Here is a 23345-nt window from a genome sequence, read left to right as displayed (position 1 = left end):
AGATATTGTACCCAGGCAAAACTTTAGCTGGGGTTTGTGAGCAGTCAGGTGGTATGATTATTCCAGGCCGTCATGCGTCGTTGCGCGCCGCATGCCGTTCCTCTGGCTCCCTGTCTTCACCCCATTATCCTAGCTGCCACTAGAACCCCAGTAGTTCCCGTAGCATCGGCAGCACCCGTTGTCCTCGCTCCCAATCGAAATCTTCTGCCACTGCGTGAGCAACTACGAGCTTACCGCCTTGCACGGCCAGTTCCAGAAGCTGGCGGCGCTCCGGCCCGCTGAAGTCGGTGAAGGCGCGGCGCAACAGGGGCACGATTTCGCGAAACGTGTCTTCGTTCAGCTCACCCAGCCATTGGTCGAGCAGGGCGAAGAGGGGGCGGTGGTGGAGCAGAAGTTGGCCGCTGCCGCTCAGGAAGCCCTCAATCCAGGCGGTGGCGTAAGCGGTAGGCTGCGCGGGAGCCAGGGCCAGCCCAAGGGCTGTGCCGGCGTCTTCCGAGGAAAGCTGCTGGGCATCGAAGAGCAGGCGGCCAGCAGCCCCGGCCAGCAAACCGGAACTGGCGGAGTTGCGGAGCACCCCGGTCAGGGCCGCGTACCAGTCTGCTTCCTGCGCAGTATCCTGAAGCAGCCGAATAGCCTGGTGCGTGGCTTCGATGCGCGGTAGCAATTGGCGGGCCGCGTCGTAATCGAGGCCGGTGCAGGCAAGGGGCAGTCCGATGCACAGGCGCGGTATGAGGTGGTGGACCACCTGCGCCACCTGCGCGGTTTCGGTGCGGCGCACATTGCCGTAGCGCAGCACGTTTACGAGCGGCGGCAGGGCGGCCAGTAAGTGCGTCGCGTCGCGGGTGCTGGCCGAAAGGGTTTCCAGGCGGGCCACCAGCGCCAATATAGCGGGGCCGAGGTCGGCTTGCAACGCTTCTTCCAGCAGGTGGCTTATGGTTTCGAGGTCGGGGGCCTCAGTGGCGCGCTGGCGGGCGCGGCCCACGGCGGCAGCCAGAATGGTATTGCCCCAGCGGCCGGCGTCCAGCACGCGGAGGGCATATTCGGGCTGCCATTGCAGTTCCCACAGCTCGTGGAAAGTGCCGGCTTTGCCTTGCGCGCGGCGCGGCTGGCCCCACGGCACGTCCAGCAGCCGCAGCCGGTGCAGCAAATGGCTGCGGCCTAAATCCAGCTCCTTGCGCAAATCCAGGTCGAGGGTGCGGGCGGCGGCTTCGGGCTTGAGGCGGGTAAGGCGCTGTTGCTGCGCCAGATCCTGCTGCAAGGGCGTGGCGGGCAGCTCAGTGGGTACTTCGCCCATGCACACCCCAATCACCAGTTCCCGGTGCACCAAGCTCAGCGCCTCCTCGTAGCCACCGCCGAGAACAGCCACGGCCGCTTCCTGCAACTCCTCGATGCCCGGCAGCGCCCGGCTCCGCACCGCAGCCAGCGTTTCGGCCAGCCGGACTCCCTCAATAGCATGCGCCGACGAAGCATCTAGGTCCTGCCCGCGCAAGAGCCGCGCCGCCCGCACCATCCAGTGCGTTACCACTTCGGTGTGTTGCTCGGTGAACAGCAACTCGTACCAGGCCGGCGACAGCACGCCTGCCCCGTAACCCGAACTGTACGAAAGCCGCTCGTAGGTCCACGGAATCCAGGTGGCTTCGATTGGTACTTTCTTTAAGCCTTTGAGGAGGGCTTTGTCTTCGCGCTTCAGCAACTCGGGTTGCAGCACGGGCGCGTGCCAGGCCCCGCACACCACCGCTACGCGCTGGTAGCCTTGCTTGAGCGTGTTGCGCAAGGTCTCGCGCATGAAGGCTTCGCGGAGCAAGGTTTCCGGGCTCTCCGGCAAGGCCAGTTCCTCGCGCAAGGCCGTCATCATATTCAGCACCGCCTCGAAGGTATTGGCGTGGCCGGCGCTGTGCTCGAAGCGCAACTCCCACCACCGCTCCCCGTCGGCGTAGCCATCCAACTCCGCGAGGTAGGAAATAGGGTCGCGGCGGACTTGCTCAACGGGCGCCTCACCCCCTAGCCCCCTCTCCGAAAGAGAGGGGGGACTAGCTTCTAGCTTTTTTTCTAGCTCTAGTTTTGCTGGTACCTCTAGTTCCTCGGGTGCTGTCACCTGTTCTTGCACCTCCAGGTTAGCACTAGTAGCTAGTTCCTCCTCTCTTTGGGAGCTAGGGGGTGAGGTCCCCGCTGGCACATCCTCCACAGCATCGGGCAGCGCAAACCGCAGCGCGGCCGGCAAATCCATGCAGCGCAGATGGGCGCCGTGCTCGTGGCAGTAGCGGAGCACCTGCGTTTCGGGCGAGAAGGAAGCAAAGGGCAGAAACGAAGCCTGCTGGTACTGCTTGGGATTGTAGAGCAGCAGCGCCACCGGCAGCCGCAGGTCCGGGTGCTGAATGATGGTTTGCACGGCCGCTTCGCCATCGGCGGGGCATTCGAGCAGCACGATGTCGGGCCGGAACTCGTGGAGGGCTTTGCGCAAACTGGCAGCGCTGCCGGGACCGTGGTGGCGGATACCGAAAAGGCGGAGGTCAGGCGTAGGCATGGTGGCGGATAGGAGGATGCCGGTAATATTTTCAGGCAAAAAGTTAGGGCCATTAGTTAAAGCCTTTTTCTGAGAGTAGCTTCCCAAATTACCTTCCGGCTACCCTACCTGTTGACCACCAACTCAGTGAGAATCCGCGGCGGCTCTCGTTTTGTTGTTCGTCCGGCCTCCCTAGGCTCCCCCGGTGCCAGCCTATGCGAGCTAATTGAAAAGCTGGGAACAAACGCAGTGCCGGCCGCGTTGGATTCAGCCAAAAAGAAGTGCTATCTTTCCTTTTATGAGTCCAAACAATCCGAGCAACGAGCATGGTATGCAGCCCGAAATCAGCGCCTTTACCGAGCTGCTACACCAGCAGGGCGTGCATGCGGCCTTGGATTACCTCAATAGTCGAACTCCGCACCGCTACACGGGTCTTTTTCGCTTCGACGGCGACACCTTGCGCAACGAAGTTTTGTTTGACCGAAATCAACCAAGTGTACGGCAGGGAGCAGACGTGCCGATGGCGGTTACGTACTGTTCGCTGGTTGGCCGCCAGCAGGCGCCACTAGAAATCCTGGATGCCACCACCAACCCGCTGGCTAGCGGGGTGGATACGCCGGTTATCTCCTACTGCGGCGTGCTTATCCGCGACGCCTACGGGCGAGCGTACGGCACGCTTTGCCACTACGATCTGCAACGCTGCCAGGAGCGCACCACCGACCTGCCCCTGCTCGAAGCTGCCGCCCAACTGCTCTATCAGCAACTCCATCCAACGGAAGTGAACGTCCCTGAGTAAGGTAAACTACCTCCCTGTTTCTTGTTTTCTTGCCTGATTGTGACGCTGCCTTCCCTGGCCTCGGCCGGGGAATCGCGGCTGGCGGGGTTCAGTGTGGCGTTATTCGGCCGTCAGATACTTTCGTTTTGGTTTGCCATTAGTTGCCGTAGCAATTCCCGGCCGCGGTGCAATTGTGCTTTAATAGTGCCAAGCGGAAGCTGCTGCCGCACGGCTATTTCCTCATAGGTTAGCTCCTCGAAATAGCGCAACTGCACTAAACACCGGTATTTAGGGGGCAGCCGAGCAACGACCTGCCGCAGACCGTCCGAGCGCTGAAGCTGAATGAGCGCCTCTTGCGGCGTTGGCGCGTCATCGGCATAGTCGAAAGCCCACTCGTTTGCGGTATCCGTCTTCTTCACGCTGTGCAGAGAAACGGTCTTGATGCGCCGACGCCGCACAAAGTCGATGCAGTAGTTGGTGGCGATGCGAAACAGCCACGTACTGAAAGCAAACAGAGGCTTAAAAGTGGGCAAATACCGAAAGGCGCGGGTGAAGATTTCCATCGTCAGATCTTCCACCGCTTCCGGTTGACGAATGATGCGCAGCACAATTCGGCGCACTGAGGGGGTGTAGATGGTCAACAGGTCCGCGTAGGCTTTCTCGTCCTGCTCCTCCAGAATCCGCCTAATCAAGGCGAAATCGCGCCGGGTGATAGCCGAAAAGGGCAGGGGTGAACCAGGCTGGCCCCCAAGGGAGACGGGTCGGTCTGGGGCAGACATTGCCGATGACGTGGTTGAGTTATTTGCCATAGCAGTAGGAAAAGCAAGCACGCAGGCTAGAAGCAGCCGAGCGCGGACCTGGGGCTACTAGTAGTGACTCTGTAGTCAATGGCAAGTAGCCTGCAAAAATCTCTGAGCCAGTGCGATAATTAGAGAAGGGAGGTGAATCGTTGCGTTCCGATGGCTTGGTGGTGTAGTTTGGTTCGTGCCCCGGCCCTATAGGACGGGACAAACGTGGCCTGCTACCGCACGGCAAGCAGCGTCAGTAGTCTGCCAAATGGGCTCTCGCAGCCTCTCAAATGACTTTCTACGCACAAGCACACATCTCGCAAGGTGCGCAACGTGTGCCGTTCCGACTCCAAGATGTCAATTCCGAAATGCTGCTCCAGCCATTCCACAAAGGCTGTTTGTGAGGCCCACCCCAAGTGCAGATCGTCGGTCAGGTGGGCGGGCCGGTGCCAAGGTTCTAGCGGATAGTCTGTTTTAGCTAGCTGAAAGAGAACTTGTTGTTGAATAGCAGAGCGCATCAGAAAGGGATAAGTGAACAAACAGCCGGTGCCAGCCAGCCGACGCTTACCGTGGGTACTCGTATTGTAGTATAAACAACGCACTGCACCAGCCCAGCGTCAGGAATAAGGCGGTGAATCCGCTCCATTCGTACCTGAACTCGCCGATAGCGCGGACGAACGATAGCCCACGTCCGGCATAGCCATGGAAAGAAGCAGGGGAGCCGAGGCCGGCTCTTCAGCAGGCGGGCATACGGCTTGCCGGCGTAGAGTTGCGTGCCAAAGAGAAGCTACAAAGAAGCTAATCCGATGATGAGTGCCGCTAGCAGGACCTGTAAGAACAGCAACCGCAGCGCATAGAACACCAGGGAGCGGGAGGGAAAGCGAAGATTCGGCATGGGACGTATTCGTTACAAGCGGCAAGTACCTCCCTTTGCTTTGGTAAGGCTATTGCAACCAGGGTCAGGCAGCTTAATTAAGGGGTGAAGCCACCCCGAAGCTGCCTGAGTGCTAGCGCGGTGCGCGGTTTAACTTCAGCCGGCATTCACCCAGGCTTTGAGTTCGGTCACGCGTGGCTTGCTTACGATGACGGCTTCGCGGGCGGCGGGCCGCAAGTGCACCAGCATCCGGCCGTTGTAGTAAGGCTCTAGTTCCACCAAGCTAGGCCGGGCAAACAGCACCTGACGATTGGCCCGGAAGAAGCGCGAAGGGTCAACTTGGCTTTCCAACTCATCCAGCGTATGCTCTATCTGGTATTCCTGCCCGGCTTGGGTGGTCAGAAACACCAGCCCGTGCCGAATAGCAAAATAGGCGACGTCGGTGGCGGCCACCGGGACAAGCTTGGTTTTATGCGGGATCAGCCAGCTGGCTTTGAAGTGCGTGCCGCCGCCATTCAATTGCTGCTGTACGCTCCGCAAAAGCTGCGTGAAATCAGGCGGGGCGGCCGTTGGGGCGGTGCCGGGTTGCCCGCCCTGGCGCAAGGCATCAAGTTTATCGAAGCTGCGCTGCAAATCGGCCCGGGTCAAGGGCTTGAGTAGGTAATCGACGCCGTTGGCCCGGAAGGCTTCCAGCGCGTGCTCGTCGTAGGCCGTCGTGAAAATGACCGGACTCGTGACGGTGGTCCGCCGGAAAATCTCGAAGCTGTTGCCGTCTTCGAGGTGAATATCCATGAAAATCAACTCGGGGGCCGGATGCTCTTCCAGCCACCTCACCGCTTCCTCCACCGATTCCAACTTGTCTAGAACCTGCAACGTCGGCCGGAGCTCTTTCAGTAACCGCTGTAGCGAGTGGGCCGCGGCCTGTTCGTCTTCGATGATGAGCGCATTCATAAGGCAAATAAATAAGAGCGAATGTCGGGTTACGGGGCTAGTTGGGTGGTTTCGGGCTGGCCGGCTCCAAGGATGATTCGGGCAGCGGGACGCACACGCGAAATTCTTCGGCATCTTCTTCCACCAGCAAATTGGCTTGGTGCAGAATACGGACGCGGTTGGCCAGATTGCGCAGTCCTACTCCGCTGCTCGGTTCCTGCGTGATACGAGGACGGCGCGAGTTGCGAATCCACAGCGAGTTTGGCTGCCCCATGGCCACTTGGATTCGCAAAGGATAGTGGCGGCTGACGGCGTTGTGCTTCACGGCGTTTTCCACCAAGGTTTGCAGAGCGAGCGGGGGTACGAGGCGGCTGAGCACGTCGTCGGGCAGGTCGATTTCCAGGCGAAGTCTCTCGCCGAAACGCATCTGCAACAGATACATATAGGAGCGCAAAAAGGCAACTTCATCGCGCAGCGGCACGGCATCCTGAGCCCCGTATTGCAGCAAATAGCGGTATACGTGCGACATTTCCTCTACGAAGCGTTCCGCGGCGTCGGGGTTGTCGTGAATCAGCCAGCGCAGCGTAGAAAGTGAGTTGAACAGGAAATGCGGGCTGAGCTGCTGCTTTAGGCTTTCGTAGCGGGCCTGGAGCTGCTCTCTTTTCAGGTATTCATTTTCCTGCGTCAGGCGGCTACTGCGCTCGTTTACTTCAATAAAGTAATCGACCACCAAAATGGTGACGGCAAACAGCAACGACGAGAGAAGCGTAAGCCCCCAGGAAACACTTTCCCGGCCATAGCCCAGTCGCACAATAATCAGGCGCAGCAGCGTTCCGAGGGGGGCTGCCAGCAACAGGTTTAGCCCAACTCGGATGACAAGGTTGCGGCGCTGGGGTTGCCGGCGCAGCCAGCGCTGCACGGCGGAATTGCTGTAGCGCAGAAAGTAATTCAGGGCCAGCATCAAGTCGGTGAAGAGCAAAGCTTGCGCAAACTGAAGCCCTACGTGCACCGGGGTGGCACCAGGCTGGCGCAGTTGCCCGGGCAAACTCAGCAATGCCATGGCGACACCCGTCAGAAAAGTGATCCGCAGATACTGGCGCGGAGCAATGAGGGCGGGAGCGGCCGCACGAGGCGGGCCGGAATCCGGGGAAAGCGGCATGGTGGAAAGAACTAGGAGAGACAGTACGTGGGCTTGCGCACAAAACCAAGTCGGGTAGCCACATCAACTACTACGCGGCCGGTTGCAATCTTACGGAATAGCGGCCAGCAACCGGGGGCCGCCACTACCGGTGCAAACCGCCGCCCTCAACCGACCGGTCTACTTGCTGCTTTTGCGCGCGAGAAGCATCCGTGCTGTTAAGTACGCTCGCAACTCACCGTGCAGCAAGCAGAACCAACCCGAAGGCAGCGAACCAAGGCCTGAACTCGCCCATACGTACCCTGAAGGCGCAGACGTAACGTGGTAGGCCGGCTGGGCAGCCTGTAGCTGGGAGAAGTTGCCGGGTTCTTCTAATTTCCGCCAGGGGAGTGGGCCCCGTCATTATCCGATTACCCAGTTTTTAAGGCAAGGACAGCTAAGCTACTGCGCACCACCGCTTTCGTTGAGAGCGGCTACGGGTGGATTGGGCAACTAATTAGGCGAATTCAGTCAGGTTTAGGTTCTCGTTGCAGGGCTGCTCACGTTGTGGTGTGCAACCGTCCGGCTACCCGGCTTGAGAAGTACAGCTCGGCCACCTGCACCGCTGTGCTCACTTTTCAGCAAAGCTTGCCACCGAGCTGAACAGGGTCAACAACCAATTCCAGCAGTTTCAGGCCGCCACCGACCTCTAGCAGGCGCTGGGCGGCGGCCGGCAGCAGCACCTATTCTCTTTATTTTCCTGATCCATGGCCGATAAAAGCGCGTTTGCACCTGTCGCTCCTGGCGTTTCCCGGCTTAGCTGGGGACAGTGGATTTCACTGAGTGTCGGCTTGTTGCTTCTGCTGGTCGGACTTGGCTTATGGGCCCTGGACCCCTGGCTGCGCCGTCTGCTAGAAAAGCAGGTCGCCACGCAGTCGGGTGGGCGCTACGAGCTGCGAGTAGGTGCCTTGCACACGCGCATTTGGCAGGGCACGCTCCAACTCCGCAACCTGCGCCTGCGCACGCGGACCGGCCACGAGCTCAGCGCCGAAGCAACCCGTTTACCCGTTGTGCGCCTGGAGCTGGCCCGCTTGGATGTGCTGGGGGTCGGGCTCTGGCAAGTGCTTCAGCGCCAAATAGTACCGGTTGACTGCCTTGCGCTGGATTCCTTATTTGTTCGGGTTTCCTCGCCATGGCCGGCTGGGAAAAGCCCCAACCTGCCTTTGTACCGGCAACTCCCCTTCGGGCTGCCGGGGGTACGGGTTGCGCAGCTGAGTGTCCGGCGGGTGCAGGCGGCTTACCGGCCACTGGTCGAAGATTCCATTTCCTTCCGGCGCGGCGATGTTGTGCTGCGCGACGTATTACTCAGCCAAGCTGGGGCTGCTGATACGCAACGCCTTGCCTACGCGAGGACGCTGGCAGTTGGGCTAACGGGTGGTCGAATCGTGGCCTTCAAGCATCAGCTAGCTTTGGGCGCCATCCGGTTTTCCTCGCGCCGGCAGCGGCTACAGCTCGATTCCCTGGTGGTGCATCCCCTGCAACCCGTCAGCGACCAGCGTACCCGCGAGCCTCGCCTTGCTGTGTTGCTGCCGCGCCTGGTAGCCGCCGGTTTTCGGGCCGAACGGCTCGCCACCCGTCGGCTGCATGCTGATACCCTCCGCCTGACGGCGCCGCGCATAGGCTTGGCGGCCCCAACCGTGACGCCCAAGCCCTTGCACGAAATGCTGGCCCCTTGGCTGCGGCAACTCACCCTCACGCACTTCGCGCTAACGCGCGGCTCCCTGTATATCCTGGGGCTGAAACAACACCCCAATCTGCAAGATATTGCCATTCGCGGCACCGATGTGCGAATAGACAGCGCCAGTGCCGGCGCGGCGGGCCGGCTGTATTACGCGCGCAACTGGCGGCTGCACACCGGGCCCATCCGTTCCCTGCTGGATGGGCCAGATTACAAGCTAGCTTACCGGCAGCTGGATCTGGAAACCAAAACCGGCAAGCTCGTTATTCAGGGTCTTCATGTGCTGCCCACCTTGTCGGCAACGGCCCTGAACCGGCAGAAAGGGTATGAAACGCCGCACATCACCGCCTTGCTGCCTTATGTTGCCCTGCACGGATTTGATTTTCCGGCTTTCACCCGGCGAGGACAGCTGCGCATGCAGGAGCTAGAAGTGCGGGCAGGACGGTTGCAGGTGCTCAGCGATGGCCGCTTTCCCCCCGACCCCAGAACCTCCGCCATGACGCCCGAGGCCCTGGGCAAACTGCCTTTCCGAATGGATATCCGCCGCGTGACGCTCCGCCGGGGGACGCTGTATACCGAGTACCGGTCTGCCGACAATCCGGTGCCGGGCCGCCTGAGCTTAACCCGTTTCTCGGTTACCCTCACGAATATCACCAACGACCCTCGCCGAATGAACGCGGCGCACCCGGCCATCGGGCACGCCACGGCGTGGCTGCAAAACCGGTGCCGGGTGGACGTAAAGCTGGTGGCCAACCTGCTGGCTACCAGCGGAGCGCATCGCCTGAGCGGCCGGTTCGGGGCCGCCCCACTGGCTATTCTTAATCCGATGACGGCGGAAGTGGCGGCGCTGGCTATTCGCAAAGGGCAGGTGCAAGCCATTCGCTTTGCGCTCGACTTCAACCGCCGCCGCGGCTGGGGTACCGTGTGGGCTCACTATTCCGATTTGAAAGTGACGATGCTGAAAGCCCGCGGGCCCAAGCGGAAAAACCTGCTTACCCGGGTCGGTACCACGTTGCTCAACGGCCTCGTCGTGCGCGACAACAACCCGCGCCGGGGTAAGCTGCTACCGGGTCGGGCGCGGGCCACGCGCAACTTGCAACACTCGGTTTTCACGGTCTGGCAACATAGCTTGTTTGTGGGGCTGCTGCACAGCGTGGGCGTGCCGGCCCAGATAGCGCAGCAACTCATCGAAGACGAATAAGGGAGGCACCCCAAGTAGCTAGCGGGCGGTTCCGTTTGTTGTACTCAAAGTAGGGTGGCAGGGTCTCTGGCCAACCCTTACCGCTTAATTGTTAGGAACATGATGAAATGGTTGTTTTTAAGCGTAGCCGCTCTTTGGCTGTCTTCAACTCCTGCGGCCGGGTATTCCGTGCTGACTCACTTGGCCACCGTAGATGCCTGTTGGTACGAACACCTGATGCCGCTGCTGACGCAACGCTACCCCGGCGCGACGCCCGAAGAGTGGAAAGCAGCCAAAGCCAATGCCTACGGCGGCTCCATTATCCAGGACCTGGGCTATTATCCGTTTGGGTCCGAGCTGTTTAGCAACCTCACGCACTACGTGCGCTCGGGCGACTTCGTGCGCAGCCTGCTCAACGAGGCCCAGGACCGCAACGAGTACGCGTTTGCGCTGGGAGCGTTGGCCCACTACGTGGCCGACATCAAGGGGCACTCCGAGGGCACCAACCGCGCCATGCCGTCGGTATACCCGGAGTTGGCGGCAAAGTTTGGGTCGAGTATCACTTATGAAGAAGCGCCCATTCAGCATACGCAGCTGGAGTTTGCCTTCGACGTGGTGCAACTGGCCGCCGGGCGCTACCGCGCCAGCGACTACCATAACTTCATTGGCTTTGAAGTCAACAAGCCCGTGCTGGAACGTGCTTTCCAGAAAACCTACGGGTTGGAGCTGGGCCAAGTGCTGTTCAACGTGGACTTAAGCGTTGGCAGTTTCCGCTTTGCCGTGCAGCAGCTCATCCCAACGGCCAGCCGGGCCGCTTGGCACGCCGAGCGCAAAAACATCTTGCGCGCCAGCCCCCGGGCCCGCCGCCGGGAGTACGTGTTCCGGCAGAGCCCGCGCCAGTTCCGCCGCGAGTTCAAAATCCCCTACCAGCGGCCCGGATTCGGGGCGCGCCTGCTCTCCAAGGTGGTTCAGGTGTTGCCCAAAGTAGGACCACTTCAGCCGTTTGCCTTTCGGTTGCCGACGCCGAAGGCCCAAGAGTATCTCAAGCAGAGCTTCGTGACCGTTGTAGCCGATTACGGTACGGCCATCACGCGCGAGCAGCAGGGGGACAGCACTTCCTTGCCGCTACCTAATTACGATTTCGATACGGGCCTGGCTACGAAGGTAGGCGAGTACGAATTGGCCGACGAAACCTACGGCGAGTGGCTGCGCCAACTGGCCGACCACAAGTTTGCGGGCGTAACACTGGGCCAAAAGCAGCATCTGGTTCGTTTTTTCGGGAAGCTGACGCGCCCACCCGTAGCGGAAGACGAGCGGGAAGCGGCCACTTTAGTTGAAACCCGCGAGGCATTTCGCCGCTTGCAGGCGTTTGAGCCAGCTCAGGTAGCCCCGGTTTCTCCGCGCTAATCCTTCAGCATTGGGTGTGCCGAAGCTTCGGTACACTTAGCGAAGTGAAATCCGTTACTTTTCAAGAGTCTAAGACGCCTAAAGGGCCTAGACCTGCTAAAGTCCCGGCTGCCAAACAGGAGTTCTCTGCTTCAACAAGGACGGCCACTGGTTGCCACTCGCAGCCTTGGCACGCATTAGTATAAAGCAACCCCTTAACTTGAACAGCCGATGGATACGCTGAAAAAACGCTTTCTTGTGCTTGCGAGCAGCATCATTACGTTGGTTCTGACCTTGCTGCTGGGCTGCAACGGCCCAGACCGCACCGCCGCTACCGCCAGCGTAGTCGCCGCCCCGCCCGCCCCCGACGGTTGGGCCCTGCTCAACTTCACCAAGGAAGATAGCATCAACCCTATCCTGGGACCGAGCACGGCCGGCCGGTTCTTCGACCCCATTCTTAAGCAGCAGGTGCAGTGGGAAGACAAGGACGTATTTAATCCGGCCGTCGCGGTGAAAGACGGCAAGGTGTACCTGCTCTATCGGGCCGAAAACAAGGCGGGCAAGTTCGCCAAAACTTCGCGCATCGGGTTGGCTATCAGTTCCGACGGCATCCACTTCACCCGCGAGCCCGCTCCCGTGCTCTACCCCGACAACGATGCGCAAAAGAAATACGAGTGGCCCGGCGGTACCGAAGACCCGCGCCTAGTGGAAAGCGAGGACCACACCTACTACCTGACCTATACCGCCTACGACGGCGACAAGGGGGCGGACCGTAACCGGGCGCGCCTGCACGTAGCCTCCTCGCGCGACTTGCGGCACTGGACCAAGTACGGCAGCGTGTTTGCGCAGGCGGCCGGCGGCAAGTTCGTGGACAAGTGGAGCAAGTCAGGCTCCATCGTTTCGCGCTACCAAGCTGATGGCCGCATTGTAGCCACCAAAATCAAGGGCAAGTATTGGATGTACTGGGGCGACAACCAAATCTGGTTGGCTACCTCCGACGACCTGATTCACTGGACCCCGCTGGAAATGGCGGCCGGTGAAAAGCGGCCCGTGCCCCTGCGGGGAGTGGCCCTAACTATGCCAACGCTGAAGATTATTTTGCCTACCCGCGAAGGGTATTTCGATAGTGATTTGGTGGAGCCTGGTCCTCCGGCCATGCTCACCGAGCAGGGTATCCGGCTGATTTACAACAGCCGCAACGAGCCGGGATTCGGCGACAAAGCCCTGCCCGTGGGCACCTATGCCGCCGGCCAGGCGCTGTTCGACCGCACCGACCCCACCAAGCTGCTGCGCCGCACCGACCGGTATTTTATGCGCCCCGAGCGCCCCTACGAAACCACGGGGCAAGTAAACCAGGTGGTATTTCTGGAAGGCTTGGCCCGGTTCAACTCCCGCTGGCTGCTATACTACGGCACGGCTGACTCGAAAATAGCGGTTGCTACTCGGCCGGTAAAGTAGATGGGTCTTCGGGGCGTCGAAGGGCTTAGGTCATCAAATTATCCAACTTGATTTATTTGATTGCTCTGTTATAACCGGAATTAATATATCTGCGCTTTCTAGAAGGTTCTTAATCTCACTTGTCCAATCTTGGCCAGGCAGAACATCTTGTATTGTGCTAATAATATCATGTCGTGAATTTTGTAATTGCTTTCTCAGTCGAGATACAAGTTGTGCATCTCTGCTAGAATGGGATAAGAAAATTCGCATGATGTAAGTGTGTTATTTTAACGATGACATTTCAGTGAACTCTATTCCACTACCTCCCGGCAGGCCCGGTACAAATCCTTCCAGCCCTCGCGCTCTTTCACTACGGTTTCCAGGTATTCCAGCCACACGATGCGGTCCTGCACGGGGTCTTTCACCACGGCGCCGGTGAGGCCGGCGGCCAAGTCGTGGGCGCGGAGGCTGCCGTCGCCGAAGTAAGCGGCCAGCGCCAAGCCGCTGTTCATGACGGAAATGGCCTCGCCGGTACTAAGCGTGCCGCTCGGGCTCTTGAGCTTGGTTTTGCCGTTCTCGGTCACGCCGCTGCGTAGCTCGCGGAAGATGGTCACGAGGCGGTTGATTTGCTCGACGGCCGGGGCTTCCACGGGCAGCTGCAAGGATTTGCCCTGCTTGGCTACGCGGGTTTGCACGATGCGCACTTCCTCGGCCAAGTCGGTGGGCAGGGGCAGCACCACGGTGTTGAAGCGGCGGCGCAGGGCGCTGCTGAGCTCGTTCACGCCCTTGTCCCGGTCGTTGGCGGTGGCTACTACGTTGAAGCCGCGCGTGGCCTGCACCTCGGTGGCTAGCTCCGGGATGGGCAACACCTTCTCGGAAAGCATGGTGATGAGCGTGTCCTGCACGTCGGAGGGAATGCGAGTGAGTTCTTCGAGGCGCACGAGGCTGCCTTCCTGCATGCCTTTGAACAGGGGCGAGGGCACCAGGGCCCCCAACGACGGCCCTTCGGCAATAAGGCGCGCGTAGTTCCAGGAGTAGCGGATAGCGTCTTCGCTGGTGCCCGCCGTGCCCTGCACCAGCAGGTTGGAATGCCCGCTGATAGCGGCCACCAGATGCTCGGAAACCCAACTCTTGGCCGTGCCCGGCACGCCCAGCAGCAGCAGGGCCCGGTCGGTGGCGAGAGTGGCAACGGCAATTTCCATCAGCCGCCGCTGCCCGATATACTTCGGCTCGATTTCAAACCCGTTGTCGAGCTTGCCGCCCAACAAATACGTGACCACTGCCCAGGGCGAGAGTTTCCAGTTGGTTGGCTTGGGCCGGTCGTCGGTGGCGACCAGTGCGGCTAGCTCTTCGGCGTACAGAACTTCAGCGTGGGGGCGGAGTAGGGTATCAATTGAATTGTCGGACATGGAATTAGAACGGAGGAAATAGAGATTTCGAAATTTTGACTTAGGGCGAGAAAGCTGGCAACACTAGTTCTCGGTGAGAGAGGCTTCTAAATCAGCTTGAAAGCGGAGGGTATCGATGAAGGTTTGAAATTGGACTTGGTGGAATTCGTGGGCTTCCGGGATGGACTCAAGGAAGTTGATAACCCAAAGGGCATCGGCGGGGTCTAGCACGTGGGGGAGTGTCTGGCTGACGAAGTAGCCGAAGCGGTACTGCTCGCGCGGCAGGAAGGGCAGGGCCGCGGTGTGGGCCGTGCGGTGGGCTACCACGTCGAGCGCGGCCTGGGTGAGGAGTCGGGGCCAAGGGCCTGGCAGTATCTGGGTTTGTTCCAGCGCCTCCCAATCCGTGTCCCAGTCGATGGTGGGGCGCTGCAAACGGAGCAACAGCGGCTCAAGCAGGATTTCCTGCTGAACGGCTGGGGGCACTAGTGCCAGCAGCTTCGCGAGCGGCAACTGAATTCTTGCTTCACTGAGTTGCTTTTGCTGGTGGAGCCAAAGCCTTACAAATGCCGCGGCCCACTCCGCCGCCTGGTGGGTGATAGTGCTCAGGGCCCAGCAAGCCAGCAGCGGCAGCGCCCATTCCGAATCTAGGGCTAGCGCTAGTAGTTCGTCGGGGGTGAGGTGGAAGTGGCTGGTCCAGCGGCGTACGGGCAACAGGGCCAGTATATTCCCCAGGCGCACTGCGCCAGCGCCGACGGTTGCGGCGTTCTGATGGCCGGCAATGGTGTAGGCATACTGGTCGTTTTTCTCTTCTATGCCATCAGTGAGCCAGCTTTTGTCCCAGGTTGCTGGCAGTGTTACTTCCAGCGTATTCTTGCCCAGGCCCAACAGGGCGCGTTTCACTTGCAGCAGCCCCTCAGCCCGCGCCCATAGGCGCTCTACCAGTGCCGCGCCGGGTAGCTGCACCAGCAAAGTGGCGGCGTGGCGGCGCACTTCCTGGCCCCGGGCCCGAAGCAGCGTTTCCAGCACTGGTTCGGTATCAGGGTGCAGGTGGTTGGCTAGTATTTCCAACAACATTTCCTGCCCTTTGGCGGGCTCGGTGGGGAGTGCGGCCAGCAACAAGGCGCGGGCCGCGTCGGCGTTCTGCCCGAACCGCGCCAGCAGCCAAGCCCGCCGCTCCGCCAGGGTGCCGGTTTCCCAGCGCTCAAGGTTGGCGTCGTCGGAGGTGGGCGGAGCTAGCAGGCCGTGCCACTCGGGGTTGAGACTCGCCAGCCAGCGGCCCCGCGTGCCGGCCACCGGCCCCAGCACCGCGGCAGTGTCGGGGGAGCGGGCGGCGTAGCGCAACAGGGCGGCAAGAAGTGAATCGGGCACCCGGCGCCCAGCGGCGGCGGCCCGGTGTAGGTAGTTGGGCAGCAACTCCACAAACAGCTCGTCTACCACCATCCGTTGCAGACAGGCAGCACTGAGCGGGCCGAGTGGGGGCAGGGGATCGGGCGGCGCCGGTGTGGGCGCGGCTACTGCCGCTGCCGGTGGTTGGTGGCCGGCTCGCCGCATCAGGGCCAACGCCCCGGCAGCAAGTAGCACTTGTTTCTCGCGGTCCTCGTTGCTGGCGGCTTCGGCAGCGCCAAGTACAGCGGGCACCAACTCACCGCTCTGGCGAGTGCCGAGCAGCGCTACGCGGAGCAGTTGAGGCCACGAAGGCTGCGGGTGGGAAGTGGTCATAGAATAGAGCGGCGATTATTTCTGCTTCGAGTTCAAGCTTCTGGTTGCTTCCAACTACTCACCGGCGAAGTAAGCCAACAAATGAAATGTGCGGCCGTTCCACTCACCAAACACTTGGATGGGCTGGCCGCCGCTTTGCGCCAATAGGTGCCAGCCGGTTTCCGCTTCCAGGCGCAGCGGTAGAGCTACCGATTCGGTGGCGTGGTGCAAAACCCACGCGTCGTCGGGGGGGAGATAGGTGGGCAGAACATCCCGCAAGGTGGCCGGCCACTGCCGCAGCCAAGGATGCCGGGCCAGCGCCGTGGCATACTCGTCGAGAAGTTCGGTCGGGCTTTGGCCGGGCGGATCGACGTTGGGAGGCGCTGGGTTCAGCGAGCGGAGAGCAACGGGAATAGCGCGCAACGCCAGCAGCCCCGGGTAGAATACCAACTCGCCGGCATACACGGCGGCGGGTACCAAAGAGGTGGCGAAACGCTGGCTGCCAAACGCATACTCCAACACCAAGGCGTAGCGGCCAGTGCGGCGCCCCCACAGCCAGGCGCGCCGCACCGTTAGGCGCTCTTCTTCTTCGGTGTGCAGGCCCACCACCTGCCATTCATCGGCCACGGCGGGTTGGCGAGCGAGCAGGTCTTCCTTCTTGCTGTTGACCCCCACCTGTTGCAGAATCTCCTCGCGGGCCTCCGGCGTTTGGTGGTCGAGGCGCTGAAAGGCGCGCAGCAACAAATACAACTCGCCGAGGCGGGCCAGCAGGCGTTCAGGCCAGTTGGGGCCGCTGTGGCAAAGGCCCGGCAACTCCCGCACTCTGCTTGCCAGCCCAGGCAGCTGGTTGTCGATGAGGCGCGCCGCGGGAACTTCCCAGTAGCTGCGGGGCTGGCCTTGGGCTACGGCAGTGCCAGCCCGTATCAGGTCGAGCAGCCAGTCTTCCAGCTCGGTAGCACCCTGCGCCATGCGGCTCAGCCGCTTTTGCAGCGCTTGGTTGGTTTTGGCGGGGTCTTCTGCTACTGCACTTTCTTCGGCGGGGTGCAGAGTAGTTAAGGATTCCTCCCTGGCCTCAACCGAGTTTGGGGTGGCTTTGGTGATTTTTGGGTCTTGGGCTTGCTGGCGCTTTTCCAGCCATTGTGCCACCCAAGCCGGCGGGGTGGTGCCACCAAATAGCTGCGGCTGGCGGGCTAGCAGCAACAGGAGGCCAGCGCCGTGCTTGCACGGAAACACGCGGCTCGGGCAAGAGCACTTAAAGGCGGGCTCGGTTAAGGCTATGCTGGTTTGGTAGGGCTTGGAGCCACTGCCTTTGCACTCGCCCCAAGCGGCGGCGGCCGTCTGGCCAAGGTTGTTCCATTTGGTGGGGCTGGCTAAGTCCAGGCCCCGTTTGAGGGTGCCGGAGTCGGTTAGTAAGGCGCGGGCTTGTTCTTCAGTCCAGGTCAAGTCGGCGGGGAATATGCCCGCCGAAGCGGGAGCGTAAAACCCGGGCAAAGTAGCGGTTCAGACCGGAAATTCCGCGCCGCAACGCTCGCATTTGTGCAACGTAGTGCCCGCATAAAACAGTTGTTTCCACCACGCCGGATGCGCGCTGAGCGGTGGGTCGGGCGTGCCGCACTTCGGGCAGCGCACTGTCCGCAGGCGGGTGCGCTCCGTTTCAAAGGCTTCCACCGTTTCCCGCGCCGCTTCGGCCTCTGTTTCTTCTATCCAGAGCTGGTAGTACATGCCTTCCCCGTAAGGAAAAGTAGGCGGGCCGGCTGATTTCACCAACGCTATTATATCTATATCCCGCAAGTCGTGGTAGAGCGCCACCGCCTCAGCATACGTTAGGTAGTCGGCAGCGGAAACAAGCATGGAATGAGAAGGTTAGAGAAAGTGCGCATCCTGAATGCTGACATGAACGCAACCAAAGCGAGCGTAGAGACGCAACACTTCGCGTCTCGGCGTTGAGCGATTGGAGCTGCATTGTTCTAGGTAAACAACCTCAGCACCGCCAAGACGCGAAGTGCGGCTCTCCACTCGCTCAATGAATCAAGTCATCGGCTACATAACTACTTCCGGCGGCGCTGGGGGCCCGACTGCTGGCCGCGCAGCTTCACCACGTAGCCAAGCAAGCCTAAACTCAACACGGCCAGACCAGTGGCTAGTAGGTCGCGGCTGGTGCGTTCCTGTATGGCTTCTTCGGCGGTGGCTTGCAGTTCCACGAGCTTCTTTTGGCGCTGTTTGTCGCGGAGTTGGAGGTTGGCAATCTGGTTTTCTAGGTCGTAGAAGCGCTGTTGGGTGCTGCTTTGGTCGGTGCGGGCCACCGTGACTTGCTGCTTCACCTGCTGGTTTTCGGCCAGGATGTCGGCGGTGCGGCGCAGGGCGGCAGCCTGTACGGCGCGCACGATTTCGGTGTCTTTGCGGACGATGCCTTTCAAGGCGGCTACCACTTCTTCGAGGTCGCTCTTGCTTGGTTTGTTGCCGAACAGACTGTTGCGTTGGGCACTGGCTTGCTCGTACTGTTGCACCATCAGCTCCCGTTCCTTGATAAGCGGCGTCAGCGGGTCGGCGGGCTGCATTTCAGTGGGAGGCGTTTCAACAGCGGGAGTTTGAGCCTGAGCGGTGAAAGACAGGAAAAAAAGAAAAGGGAGGAGACGTTTCATACCTGCAAATATGCGCGGACCTTATTTCCCGCGCAGGAACGCAAAGTTTTTGGCCGAGTAACGCAGAGAAACGCCTTCCGCGTGCGTCCGCCCAATTTTCTGCGCTATTCTATAAGAACCAATGCTTGCCTAACCGCCCAGCGCCGGTACCGGCTGTCGAATCTCACGCGGCCGATGCCGATAGAATGCCAGAATCAGAATCGGGAGCAACGTTAGCTCGGCTACCACGCCAAACAGCAGCGTCAGCCCGATAAGTAAGCCCACGTAGAACGTGCCGTCGAACGACGAAAAAATCAGCGTAGAGAAGCCGCCCACCAAGATCAACGACGTAACAATGACGGCTTTGCCCGCCATCAGATACGTGTGGCGCACGGCCTTGAATAGATTGGGCTCCTTGAGCAAAGTCAGCTTGAGCTTGCTGATGAAGTGAATGGTATCATCAACGGCAATGCCGAAAGCAATGGTGAAGATGATGCTGGTACTCACTTTCATACTGACGCCGGCCAGCCCCATCACGCCGGCCACAATAAGAATAGGCACCAGATTCGGAATAAGCACCACCAGCGTCATGCGCAAGCTCCGAAACAACGCCAGCACGATGAGCGTCACCATCACAATGTCGATGCTCATGCCCGTTATCATGTTGCGGGTGAGGGTCTCGTTGTTCTTGTCAATGAGGTTGGCCGAGCCCGTAAGGCGGGTTTGCAGAACCCGAGGGTCGGTATTTTCGCGCAGGAAAGTGCGCAGCCCAGCGTTCAGCTTATCGGCCCGAATGCTGCCCACGTCCGGCATGCGGCCCGTCAGGCGGCCTTCCGAGTTATCGGGCAGCACCAGCGCCCGAAACTCGGGCTTCTTGCGAAACAGCCTGATTTTAGAGGTAATACGCCGTAGCTCCGCCTCGGAATCGGGCAGGCGGTACTCGCTGAGCAAGCCACCGTTCAGGGCCTTGCGCACCGATTTGACGAGCGTGACCGGCGAGGCCACGAAGTTCAAACCGAAATCCTGCGTTAGATACCGCTCAATCTCTTCGGTTTCGCGCAGCACCGCTAAGTCGTAGATGGTGCGGCCGGGGGCGGGCTTCAGGTCCAGCTCGAAGGGCCGGACCCCGGCAAACTGCCGCTCGAAAAACTGGAAATCCAGCTTCACCGGGTCGTTCTTGGAGAGGTCGTCGAGCAGGGCGGAGTTGATGCGAATGCGCGAAGCCGAGGCCACCGAGCCAATCAGCAGCAGCGCACTGATGCCTACCACCCACTGCCGCCGCGCCAGTACGTTCCGAAACAGCTGCCCCAGCACCCGGTCCCAACTGTGGCCATCTTCGCGCGGCACCCGCAGCTGCGGCTTGCGCAATAGCAGCAGCATGGCCGGCAGCAGCGTGAAGCTCAGGGCAAACGTGAGCAGCACCGCAATGCCCGTAAAGAGCCCGAAATTATAAATCGGCCGAATCGTGCTGGTCATCAGCGTAAAGAAGCCGATGCTGGTCGTCAGGGCCGAAAGCCCCGAGCCAAACCCCGATTCCTTGAGCGCAATCCACAGCGAGTCCTTCTTACTAGCGCCATAGCCCAGCTCGGTTACGTAGCGCGTGATGATGTGAATGGTATCCGACATGCCCACCACGAACAGCATCACCGGCAGCAAAGCCGTCATCAAATCAATGCTCACGCCGCAGGCACTCATCAGCCCAAGGCCCCACAAGATGGCGCCCAGCACCACCACCAGCGGCAGCACCACGCCCCACCACGTCCGGAAGGTGAGCCACAGCAGCCCCGTCACGAGTACCACCGAGAGGCTCATAAACACGAGCAGCTCCATTTGCAGGCGGTCCACGAACACCGATTGAGCCACCATCTTACCGGCCATGTGGTACTCGCTTTCCTGGAAGTCCTGGCGCTTCAACTCCGTGCGCACCGCCGCCAGCAACGAGTCGCCGGGCGGCTTGCTGAGGTTGGGCGAGGTCTGGAAGAGCACCGTCACGGCGCGGGCATCCCGCGAAATCAGGTTGCCCACCAGCCCCGGCGTGCGGTACACCAGGGCCGAGTCCTGCGCCCGGCGGCTGGGGTCGTGGGGGTTCAGATACGGAATGTTGAACACGCCCAGGCCCTCTACCACCGGGTTGCTGGCCGTGGTGGGCGAAGAAACCTGCGTTACGTGCCGCCGCTGCGCAATAAAGCGCGTCAGCGAATCGACGCGGGCCAGAAACCGGGGCTCGAACACGGTTTGGCCAGTTGGGGCTTCCAGGCCGAGCAGCACGTAGTCGTTGTCGTTGCCGAAGCGGGCAGAGTACTGCTGGTAGTAGTCCAGGTCCGGGTCGCCGGCGGGGTAGAAGTCGTTGAAGTTGTAGTTGAACCGTAGCTGCGCCACGAAAAACAACGCCAGCCCCGACACCAGGGCCAGAGCGAGCAAGACACTGTAACTCAGTTTACGAAGCGGCATAGAGGGTACCACCAAGCTCCAGCTCAGTGAATCGTTGAACGACGAAATAACACGCCGTGGCAACAAAGAACGTTCGACGAGGCGCAAAGCTGGAGCTAGGCGCAACTTTGTATGACCTTATTTGCTACCTTAGATTCGGCGGCTATCAAGGGTAAGGCACAGGGAAGCCAACCGCCGTTTTCCTCGTTTTGTTTCCACTTTCATTGTAATAAGCTTATGAAAAACGTACTGCTTGCTCTCGCCTTATTCGCCTTCGTAGGCACGGTTTCGGCCAACGGCGATAAAGACACCAAGAAAAGCAAAAAAAGCGTAGCCAAAACGGAGTGTTCGGAAGCGCAGAAAACCGCTATGGGCGGCTCGTGCTGCATGAAGAAAAGCGCCAAAACCGCGGCCGTAACGCCCGCGCCGACGGTTGCCCCAGTGGCGAAGTCGTTGTAGGAATGAAGAGAAAACAGCAATCCAACAGCCCTGGCTTACCAAAGCCAGGGCTGTTATTGTTAATACTTCTGCTTGTTGGTAATAGTGCTTTAGCCCAGACGTCGTTCAATCGATGGGATGCACAGCCAATGCCTACTCCTAAGCCAACTGCATCTGCTAAACAACGAGGTAGTCAGATCGTCCAGGCTAAAGTGCGGCAGGATTCGCTAGCTAGAATCCAACAGGTGCGCAATGATTCGTTGCGTCTCGTTGCCGATTTGGCTCAAATACCTCTTTTGCCCCGAGGCATTGGGCGGCGGATAAAAGAAAATCAAACAGTATCTGGGGATAACAATTACTACGAATACATACGGAAGGGAATTCGGTACCCTAGCGAAGCAATACGTGCTGAAACAGAAGGTCAGGTAATTATGCGCCTGAAAATCAATACCAGTGGTAACGTGGTTAGTGCTATTGTCATAGATAATACAATTCCACCAGCCAGCGTAGGGCGAGATGAAATGGTTCGACAAGCTGACTTTTTACTTCATCAGTTGCGGTTTGAGCCTGCGGCTAGCAATACTGAGGAAGAACTTTCAGTTGCCTATAAAATACAATAAGGAACAAGACCCTTTTGTGAGCGAAGTAAAAAATGAGAATATGCGCTAAGTCCACGTAAGGCCCTGAGGCTATACCAGCGACTAGACGCTGTAATAATTTCAAATATTCATAAGCAAACATGAGAATCGCCAATCTGTGGATTTGACCTCTTCCGTTCAAGATTGCTAAGGTTTAGCTAGCAGGATTCAAATGGTAGATTAGTTCTACCTATGCACATTTTCACTGCCAGTTGAAATATGCGCTTGTTTGTAACCTTTCAGTAAATGGTAGGTGTCCCGCAAAAAAATACTCTCTATGGCTGTAAACTGCGGTACCCTAGTCGCCTGTATGTTCATGTTGGTAACCCAATTTGCCTCAGGGCAATCGACTGCACCGGCAACGGGTGGCAATGCCAAAAACCAGCTAGACCTAGTTGTGCAGCGGGAGGGGGAAGCCTTCCTAAAAGAGTTAACCCGAGTGGGGCTTTCGATAGGGATTATCAAGAACAAGCAAACCTACTTCTACAACTTCGGCACCACCGAAAAAGGCACGAGCAAGGCTCCAACCCAAAACACCATCTACGAAATTGGCTCGATCAGCAAAACGTTTACTAGCCTTTTGCTGGCTCAGGCCGTGGGGGAGAAGCGGGTAAGCCTGAATGATGACATCCGGAAGTACTTGGTTGGGGCTTATCCTAATCTAGCTTATGCAGGCAAACCAATCAGATTGGTGCATTTAGCCAATACCACGTCTTCCTTGCCCGACAACCTGCCCGACCTCACTGGTATGCTGCAACAAGCCAATCCCGATTCTATTCCGTTTATTATTCGCAAAGCTTCCAGCCGCTACACCAAGCAGAACTTCTTCGACGACCTGCACACCGTTACGCTAGATACCGTGCCTGGTCTTGTTCCTCGGCATTCCAATGCGGGCGCGCAGCTGTTGGCCTACATCCTGGAAAACGTTTACCAGACCCCGTATGAGCAGTTGCTGGAACAATACATCGAGAAACCACTTCAGATGCAGAGTGCCGCTAGCGCAAAAGCCGGCCACAAACTATTAGCTGTTGGGCACGATGAAAAGGGAAATCGAATGCCTTACCACTCCCTGGAAAAAATCGAGCCGTCGGGTGGTTTGCGCTACAGCGCCGCCGATATGGTGAAGTACCTAGCGCATCAGCTCGCCGAAACCGATAAAGCCGTTGCCTTAAGCCACCAGCCGACATGGGGAAGCCTAGAGGAAGAGGCCATCGGCTTGAATTGGAGCGTGCTTGAAACCACCGACAGCAAACGCAAGCTTCTGCACACGGGCGGCACCTTTGGCTTTGCCAGTTATTGCGCTTTTTACCCAGATCTAGGTTTTGGCATTGTAGTATTGGCCAACGAATCAGACAGGGCCACGCAGGGCCGACTGTGGGCAATGGCAGCCCAGATAGTGGAAGG

At 59.5% G+C, this 23345-nt stretch carries 19 protein-coding genes (1 of these 19 running past the window's edge); 7 read left to right on the top strand and 12 right to left on the bottom strand.

All coding sequences use genetic code 11. From position 1 onward, the window contains the following. Window positions 1-139: 139 nt before the first annotated feature. Window positions 140-2524: a DUF5682 family protein gene (locus ACFE7X_RS09495; protein ID WP_375435438.1), complete on the bottom strand. Its 2385-nt coding sequence runs from the start codon at window positions 2522-2524 to the stop codon at window positions 140-142. A gap of 277 nt (window positions 2525-2801) precedes the next feature. Between ACFE7X_RS09495 and ACFE7X_RS09490 the strand changes: the two genes are divergently transcribed. Beyond that, window positions 2802-3299 (top strand): hypothetical protein, encoded by a 498-nt coding sequence (locus ACFE7X_RS09490; protein ID WP_375435437.1) that lies wholly within the window; start codon window positions 2802-2804, stop codon window positions 3297-3299. 110 nt (window positions 3300-3409) lie between these two features. Here ACFE7X_RS09490 and ACFE7X_RS09485 read toward each other — a convergent pair whose 3' ends face one another. The 4 genes from ACFE7X_RS09485 to ACFE7X_RS09470 all read right to left on the bottom strand — a co-directional run bounded on the left by ACFE7X_RS09485 (window position 3410) and on the right by ACFE7X_RS09470 (window position 7029). Next, the gene (locus ACFE7X_RS09485) at window positions 3410-4087 is read right to left on the bottom strand and encodes an RNA polymerase sigma factor (protein ID WP_375435436.1); all 678 of its coding nucleotides are present in this window, start codon (window positions 4085-4087) and stop codon (window positions 3410-3412) included. A gap of 212 nt (window positions 4088-4299) precedes the next feature. Further along, window positions 4300-4584, bottom strand: coding sequence for a hypothetical protein (locus tag ACFE7X_RS09480; RefSeq protein ID WP_375435435.1), 285 nt, complete (start codon window positions 4582-4584; stop codon window positions 4300-4302). 512 nt (window positions 4585-5096) lie between these two features. Further along, entirely contained in the window at window positions 5097-5891 is a 795-nt protein-coding gene (locus ACFE7X_RS09475; RefSeq protein WP_375435434.1) for a LytR/AlgR family response regulator transcription factor, read from the bottom strand. A 37-nt stretch (window positions 5892-5928) separates the two neighbouring features. After that, the gene (locus tag ACFE7X_RS09470) at window positions 5929-7029 is read right to left on the bottom strand and encodes a sensor histidine kinase (RefSeq protein WP_375435433.1); all 1101 of its coding nucleotides are present in this window, start codon (window positions 7027-7029) and stop codon (window positions 5929-5931) included. 725 nt (window positions 7030-7754) lie between these two features. On the opposite strand from ACFE7X_RS09470, the gene ACFE7X_RS09465 reads away from it, so the two are divergent. The 3 genes from ACFE7X_RS09465 to ACFE7X_RS09455 all read left to right on the top strand — a co-directional run bounded on the left by ACFE7X_RS09465 (window position 7755) and on the right by ACFE7X_RS09455 (window position 12749). Further along, window positions 7755-9926, top strand: a complete 2172-nt coding sequence (locus tag ACFE7X_RS09465; RefSeq protein ID WP_375435432.1) for a hypothetical protein — start codon at window positions 7755-7757, stop codon at window positions 9924-9926. Between the two features lie 99 nt (window positions 9927-10025). Next, on the top strand, window positions 10026-11312 hold the full coding sequence (locus tag ACFE7X_RS09460; RefSeq protein ID WP_375435431.1) for a zinc dependent phospholipase C family protein: 1287 nt from the start codon (window positions 10026-10028) through the stop codon (window positions 11310-11312). A 210-nt stretch (window positions 11313-11522) separates the two neighbouring features. Further along, window positions 11523-12749, top strand: coding sequence for a glycoside hydrolase family 130 protein (locus tag ACFE7X_RS09455; RefSeq protein WP_375435430.1), 1227 nt, complete (start codon window positions 11523-11525; stop codon window positions 12747-12749). Window positions 12750-12782: 33 nt separating this feature from the next. Here the strand turns inward: ACFE7X_RS09455 and ACFE7X_RS09450 are convergent, their stop codons facing one another. The 7 genes from ACFE7X_RS09450 to ACFE7X_RS09420 form a co-directional block, all read right to left on the bottom strand. Beyond that, on the bottom strand, window positions 12783-12998 hold the full coding sequence (locus ACFE7X_RS09450) for a toll/interleukin-1 receptor domain-containing protein (RefSeq protein ID WP_375435429.1): 216 nt from the start codon (window positions 12996-12998) through the stop codon (window positions 12783-12785). Window positions 12999-13039: 41 nt separating this feature from the next. After that, entirely contained in the window at window positions 13040-14137 is a 1098-nt protein-coding gene (locus ACFE7X_RS09445; protein ID WP_375435428.1) for an AAA family ATPase, read from the bottom strand. A gap of 63 nt (window positions 14138-14200) precedes the next feature. Further along, entirely contained in the window at window positions 14201-15835 is a 1635-nt protein-coding gene (locus tag ACFE7X_RS09440; protein WP_375435427.1) for a DUF5691 domain-containing protein, read from the bottom strand. A gap of 54 nt (window positions 15836-15889) precedes the next feature. Continuing rightward, window positions 15890-17305, bottom strand: coding sequence for a hypothetical protein (locus tag ACFE7X_RS09435; protein WP_375435426.1), 1416 nt, complete (start codon window positions 17303-17305; stop codon window positions 15890-15892). A 9-nt stretch (window positions 17306-17314) separates the two neighbouring features. Next, window positions 17315-17665, bottom strand: a complete 351-nt coding sequence (locus tag ACFE7X_RS09430; RefSeq protein ID WP_375435425.1) for a hypothetical protein — start codon at window positions 17663-17665, stop codon at window positions 17315-17317. Between the two features lie 197 nt (window positions 17666-17862). Beyond that, window positions 17863-18456 carry a hypothetical protein gene (locus ACFE7X_RS09425; protein WP_375435424.1) on the bottom strand — a complete coding sequence of 198 codons (594 nt, stop codon included), beginning with the start codon at window positions 18454-18456 and terminating at the stop codon, window positions 17863-17865. 129 nt (window positions 18457-18585) lie between these two features. Further along, window positions 18586-20886, bottom strand: a complete 2301-nt coding sequence (locus ACFE7X_RS09420) for an RND family transporter (protein WP_375435423.1) — start codon at window positions 20884-20886, stop codon at window positions 18586-18588. 216 nt (window positions 20887-21102) lie between these two features. Between ACFE7X_RS09420 and ACFE7X_RS09415 the strand changes: the two genes are divergently transcribed. The 3 genes from ACFE7X_RS09415 to ACFE7X_RS09405 form a co-directional block, all read left to right on the top strand. Continuing rightward, window positions 21103-21324, top strand: a complete 222-nt coding sequence (locus ACFE7X_RS09415; RefSeq protein WP_375435422.1) for a hypothetical protein — start codon at window positions 21103-21105, stop codon at window positions 21322-21324. Between the two features lie 2 nt (window positions 21325-21326). Continuing rightward, window positions 21327-21923, top strand: coding sequence for an energy transducer TonB (locus ACFE7X_RS09410; protein ID WP_375435421.1), 597 nt, complete (start codon window positions 21327-21329; stop codon window positions 21921-21923). Between the two features lie 334 nt (window positions 21924-22257). Beyond that, on the top strand, window positions 22258-23345 hold the 5' portion of the coding sequence (locus ACFE7X_RS09405) for a serine hydrolase (protein ID WP_375435420.1). It continues 364 nt past the right edge of the window; the window shows 1088 of its 1452 coding nt (coding positions 1-1088); it begins with the start codon at window positions 22258-22260; its stop codon lies beyond the right edge, outside the window.

It is taken from the genome of uncultured Hymenobacter sp. (assembly GCF_964242765.1).
Lineage (GTDB): Bacteria > Bacteroidota > Bacteroidia > Cytophagales > Hymenobacteraceae > Hymenobacter.
Note: the sequence above shows the minus strand (reverse complement) of the source record. Positions and strands in the feature narration are given on the sequence as shown.

Excerpts from the sequence above, each read along its gene's own strand:
- ACFE7X_RS09495 (WP_375435438.1), bottom strand. The coding sequence starts at position 2,524 with ATGCCTACGCCTGACCTCCGCCTTTTCGGTATCCGCCACCACGGTCCC.
- ACFE7X_RS09490 (WP_375435437.1), top strand. The coding sequence starts at position 2,802 with ATGAGTCCAAACAATCCGAGCAACGAGCATGGTATGCAGCCCGAAATC.
- ACFE7X_RS09485 (WP_375435436.1), bottom strand. The coding sequence starts at position 4,087 with ATGGCAAATAACTCAACCACGTCATCGGCAATGTCTGCCCCAGACCGA.
- ACFE7X_RS09480 (WP_375435435.1), bottom strand. The coding sequence starts at position 4,584 with ATGCGCTCTGCTATTCAACAACAAGTTCTCTTTCAGCTAGCTAAAACA.
- ACFE7X_RS09475 (WP_375435434.1), bottom strand. The coding sequence starts at position 5,891 with ATGAATGCGCTCATCATCGAAGACGAACAGGCCGCGGCCCACTCGCTA.
- ACFE7X_RS09470 (WP_375435433.1), bottom strand. The coding sequence starts at position 7,029 with ATGCCGCTTTCCCCGGATTCCGGCCCGCCTCGTGCGGCCGCTCCCGCC.
- ACFE7X_RS09465 (WP_375435432.1), top strand. The coding sequence starts at position 7,755 with ATGGCCGATAAAAGCGCGTTTGCACCTGTCGCTCCTGGCGTTTCCCGG.
- ACFE7X_RS09460 (WP_375435431.1), top strand. The coding sequence starts at position 10,026 with ATGATGAAATGGTTGTTTTTAAGCGTAGCCGCTCTTTGGCTGTCTTCA.
- ACFE7X_RS09455 (WP_375435430.1), top strand. The coding sequence starts at position 11,523 with ATGGATACGCTGAAAAAACGCTTTCTTGTGCTTGCGAGCAGCATCATT.
- ACFE7X_RS09450 (WP_375435429.1), bottom strand. The coding sequence starts at position 12,998 with ATGCGAATTTTCTTATCCCATTCTAGCAGAGATGCACAACTTGTATCT.
- ACFE7X_RS09445 (WP_375435428.1), bottom strand. The coding sequence starts at position 14,137 with ATGTCCGACAATTCAATTGATACCCTACTCCGCCCCCACGCTGAAGTT.
- ACFE7X_RS09440 (WP_375435427.1), bottom strand. The coding sequence starts at position 15,835 with ATGACCACTTCCCACCCGCAGCCTTCGTGGCCTCAACTGCTCCGCGTA.
- ACFE7X_RS09430 (WP_375435425.1), bottom strand. The coding sequence starts at position 17,665 with ATGCTTGTTTCCGCTGCCGACTACCTAACGTATGCTGAGGCGGTGGCG.
- ACFE7X_RS09425 (WP_375435424.1), bottom strand. The coding sequence starts at position 18,456 with ATGAAACGTCTCCTCCCTTTTCTTTTTTTCCTGTCTTTCACCGCTCAG.
- ACFE7X_RS09420 (WP_375435423.1), bottom strand. The coding sequence starts at position 20,886 with ATGCCGCTTCGTAAACTGAGTTACAGTGTCTTGCTCGCTCTGGCCCTG.
- ACFE7X_RS09415 (WP_375435422.1), top strand. The coding sequence starts at position 21,103 with ATGAAAAACGTACTGCTTGCTCTCGCCTTATTCGCCTTCGTAGGCACG.
- ACFE7X_RS09410 (WP_375435421.1), top strand. The coding sequence starts at position 21,327 with ATGAAGAGAAAACAGCAATCCAACAGCCCTGGCTTACCAAAGCCAGGG.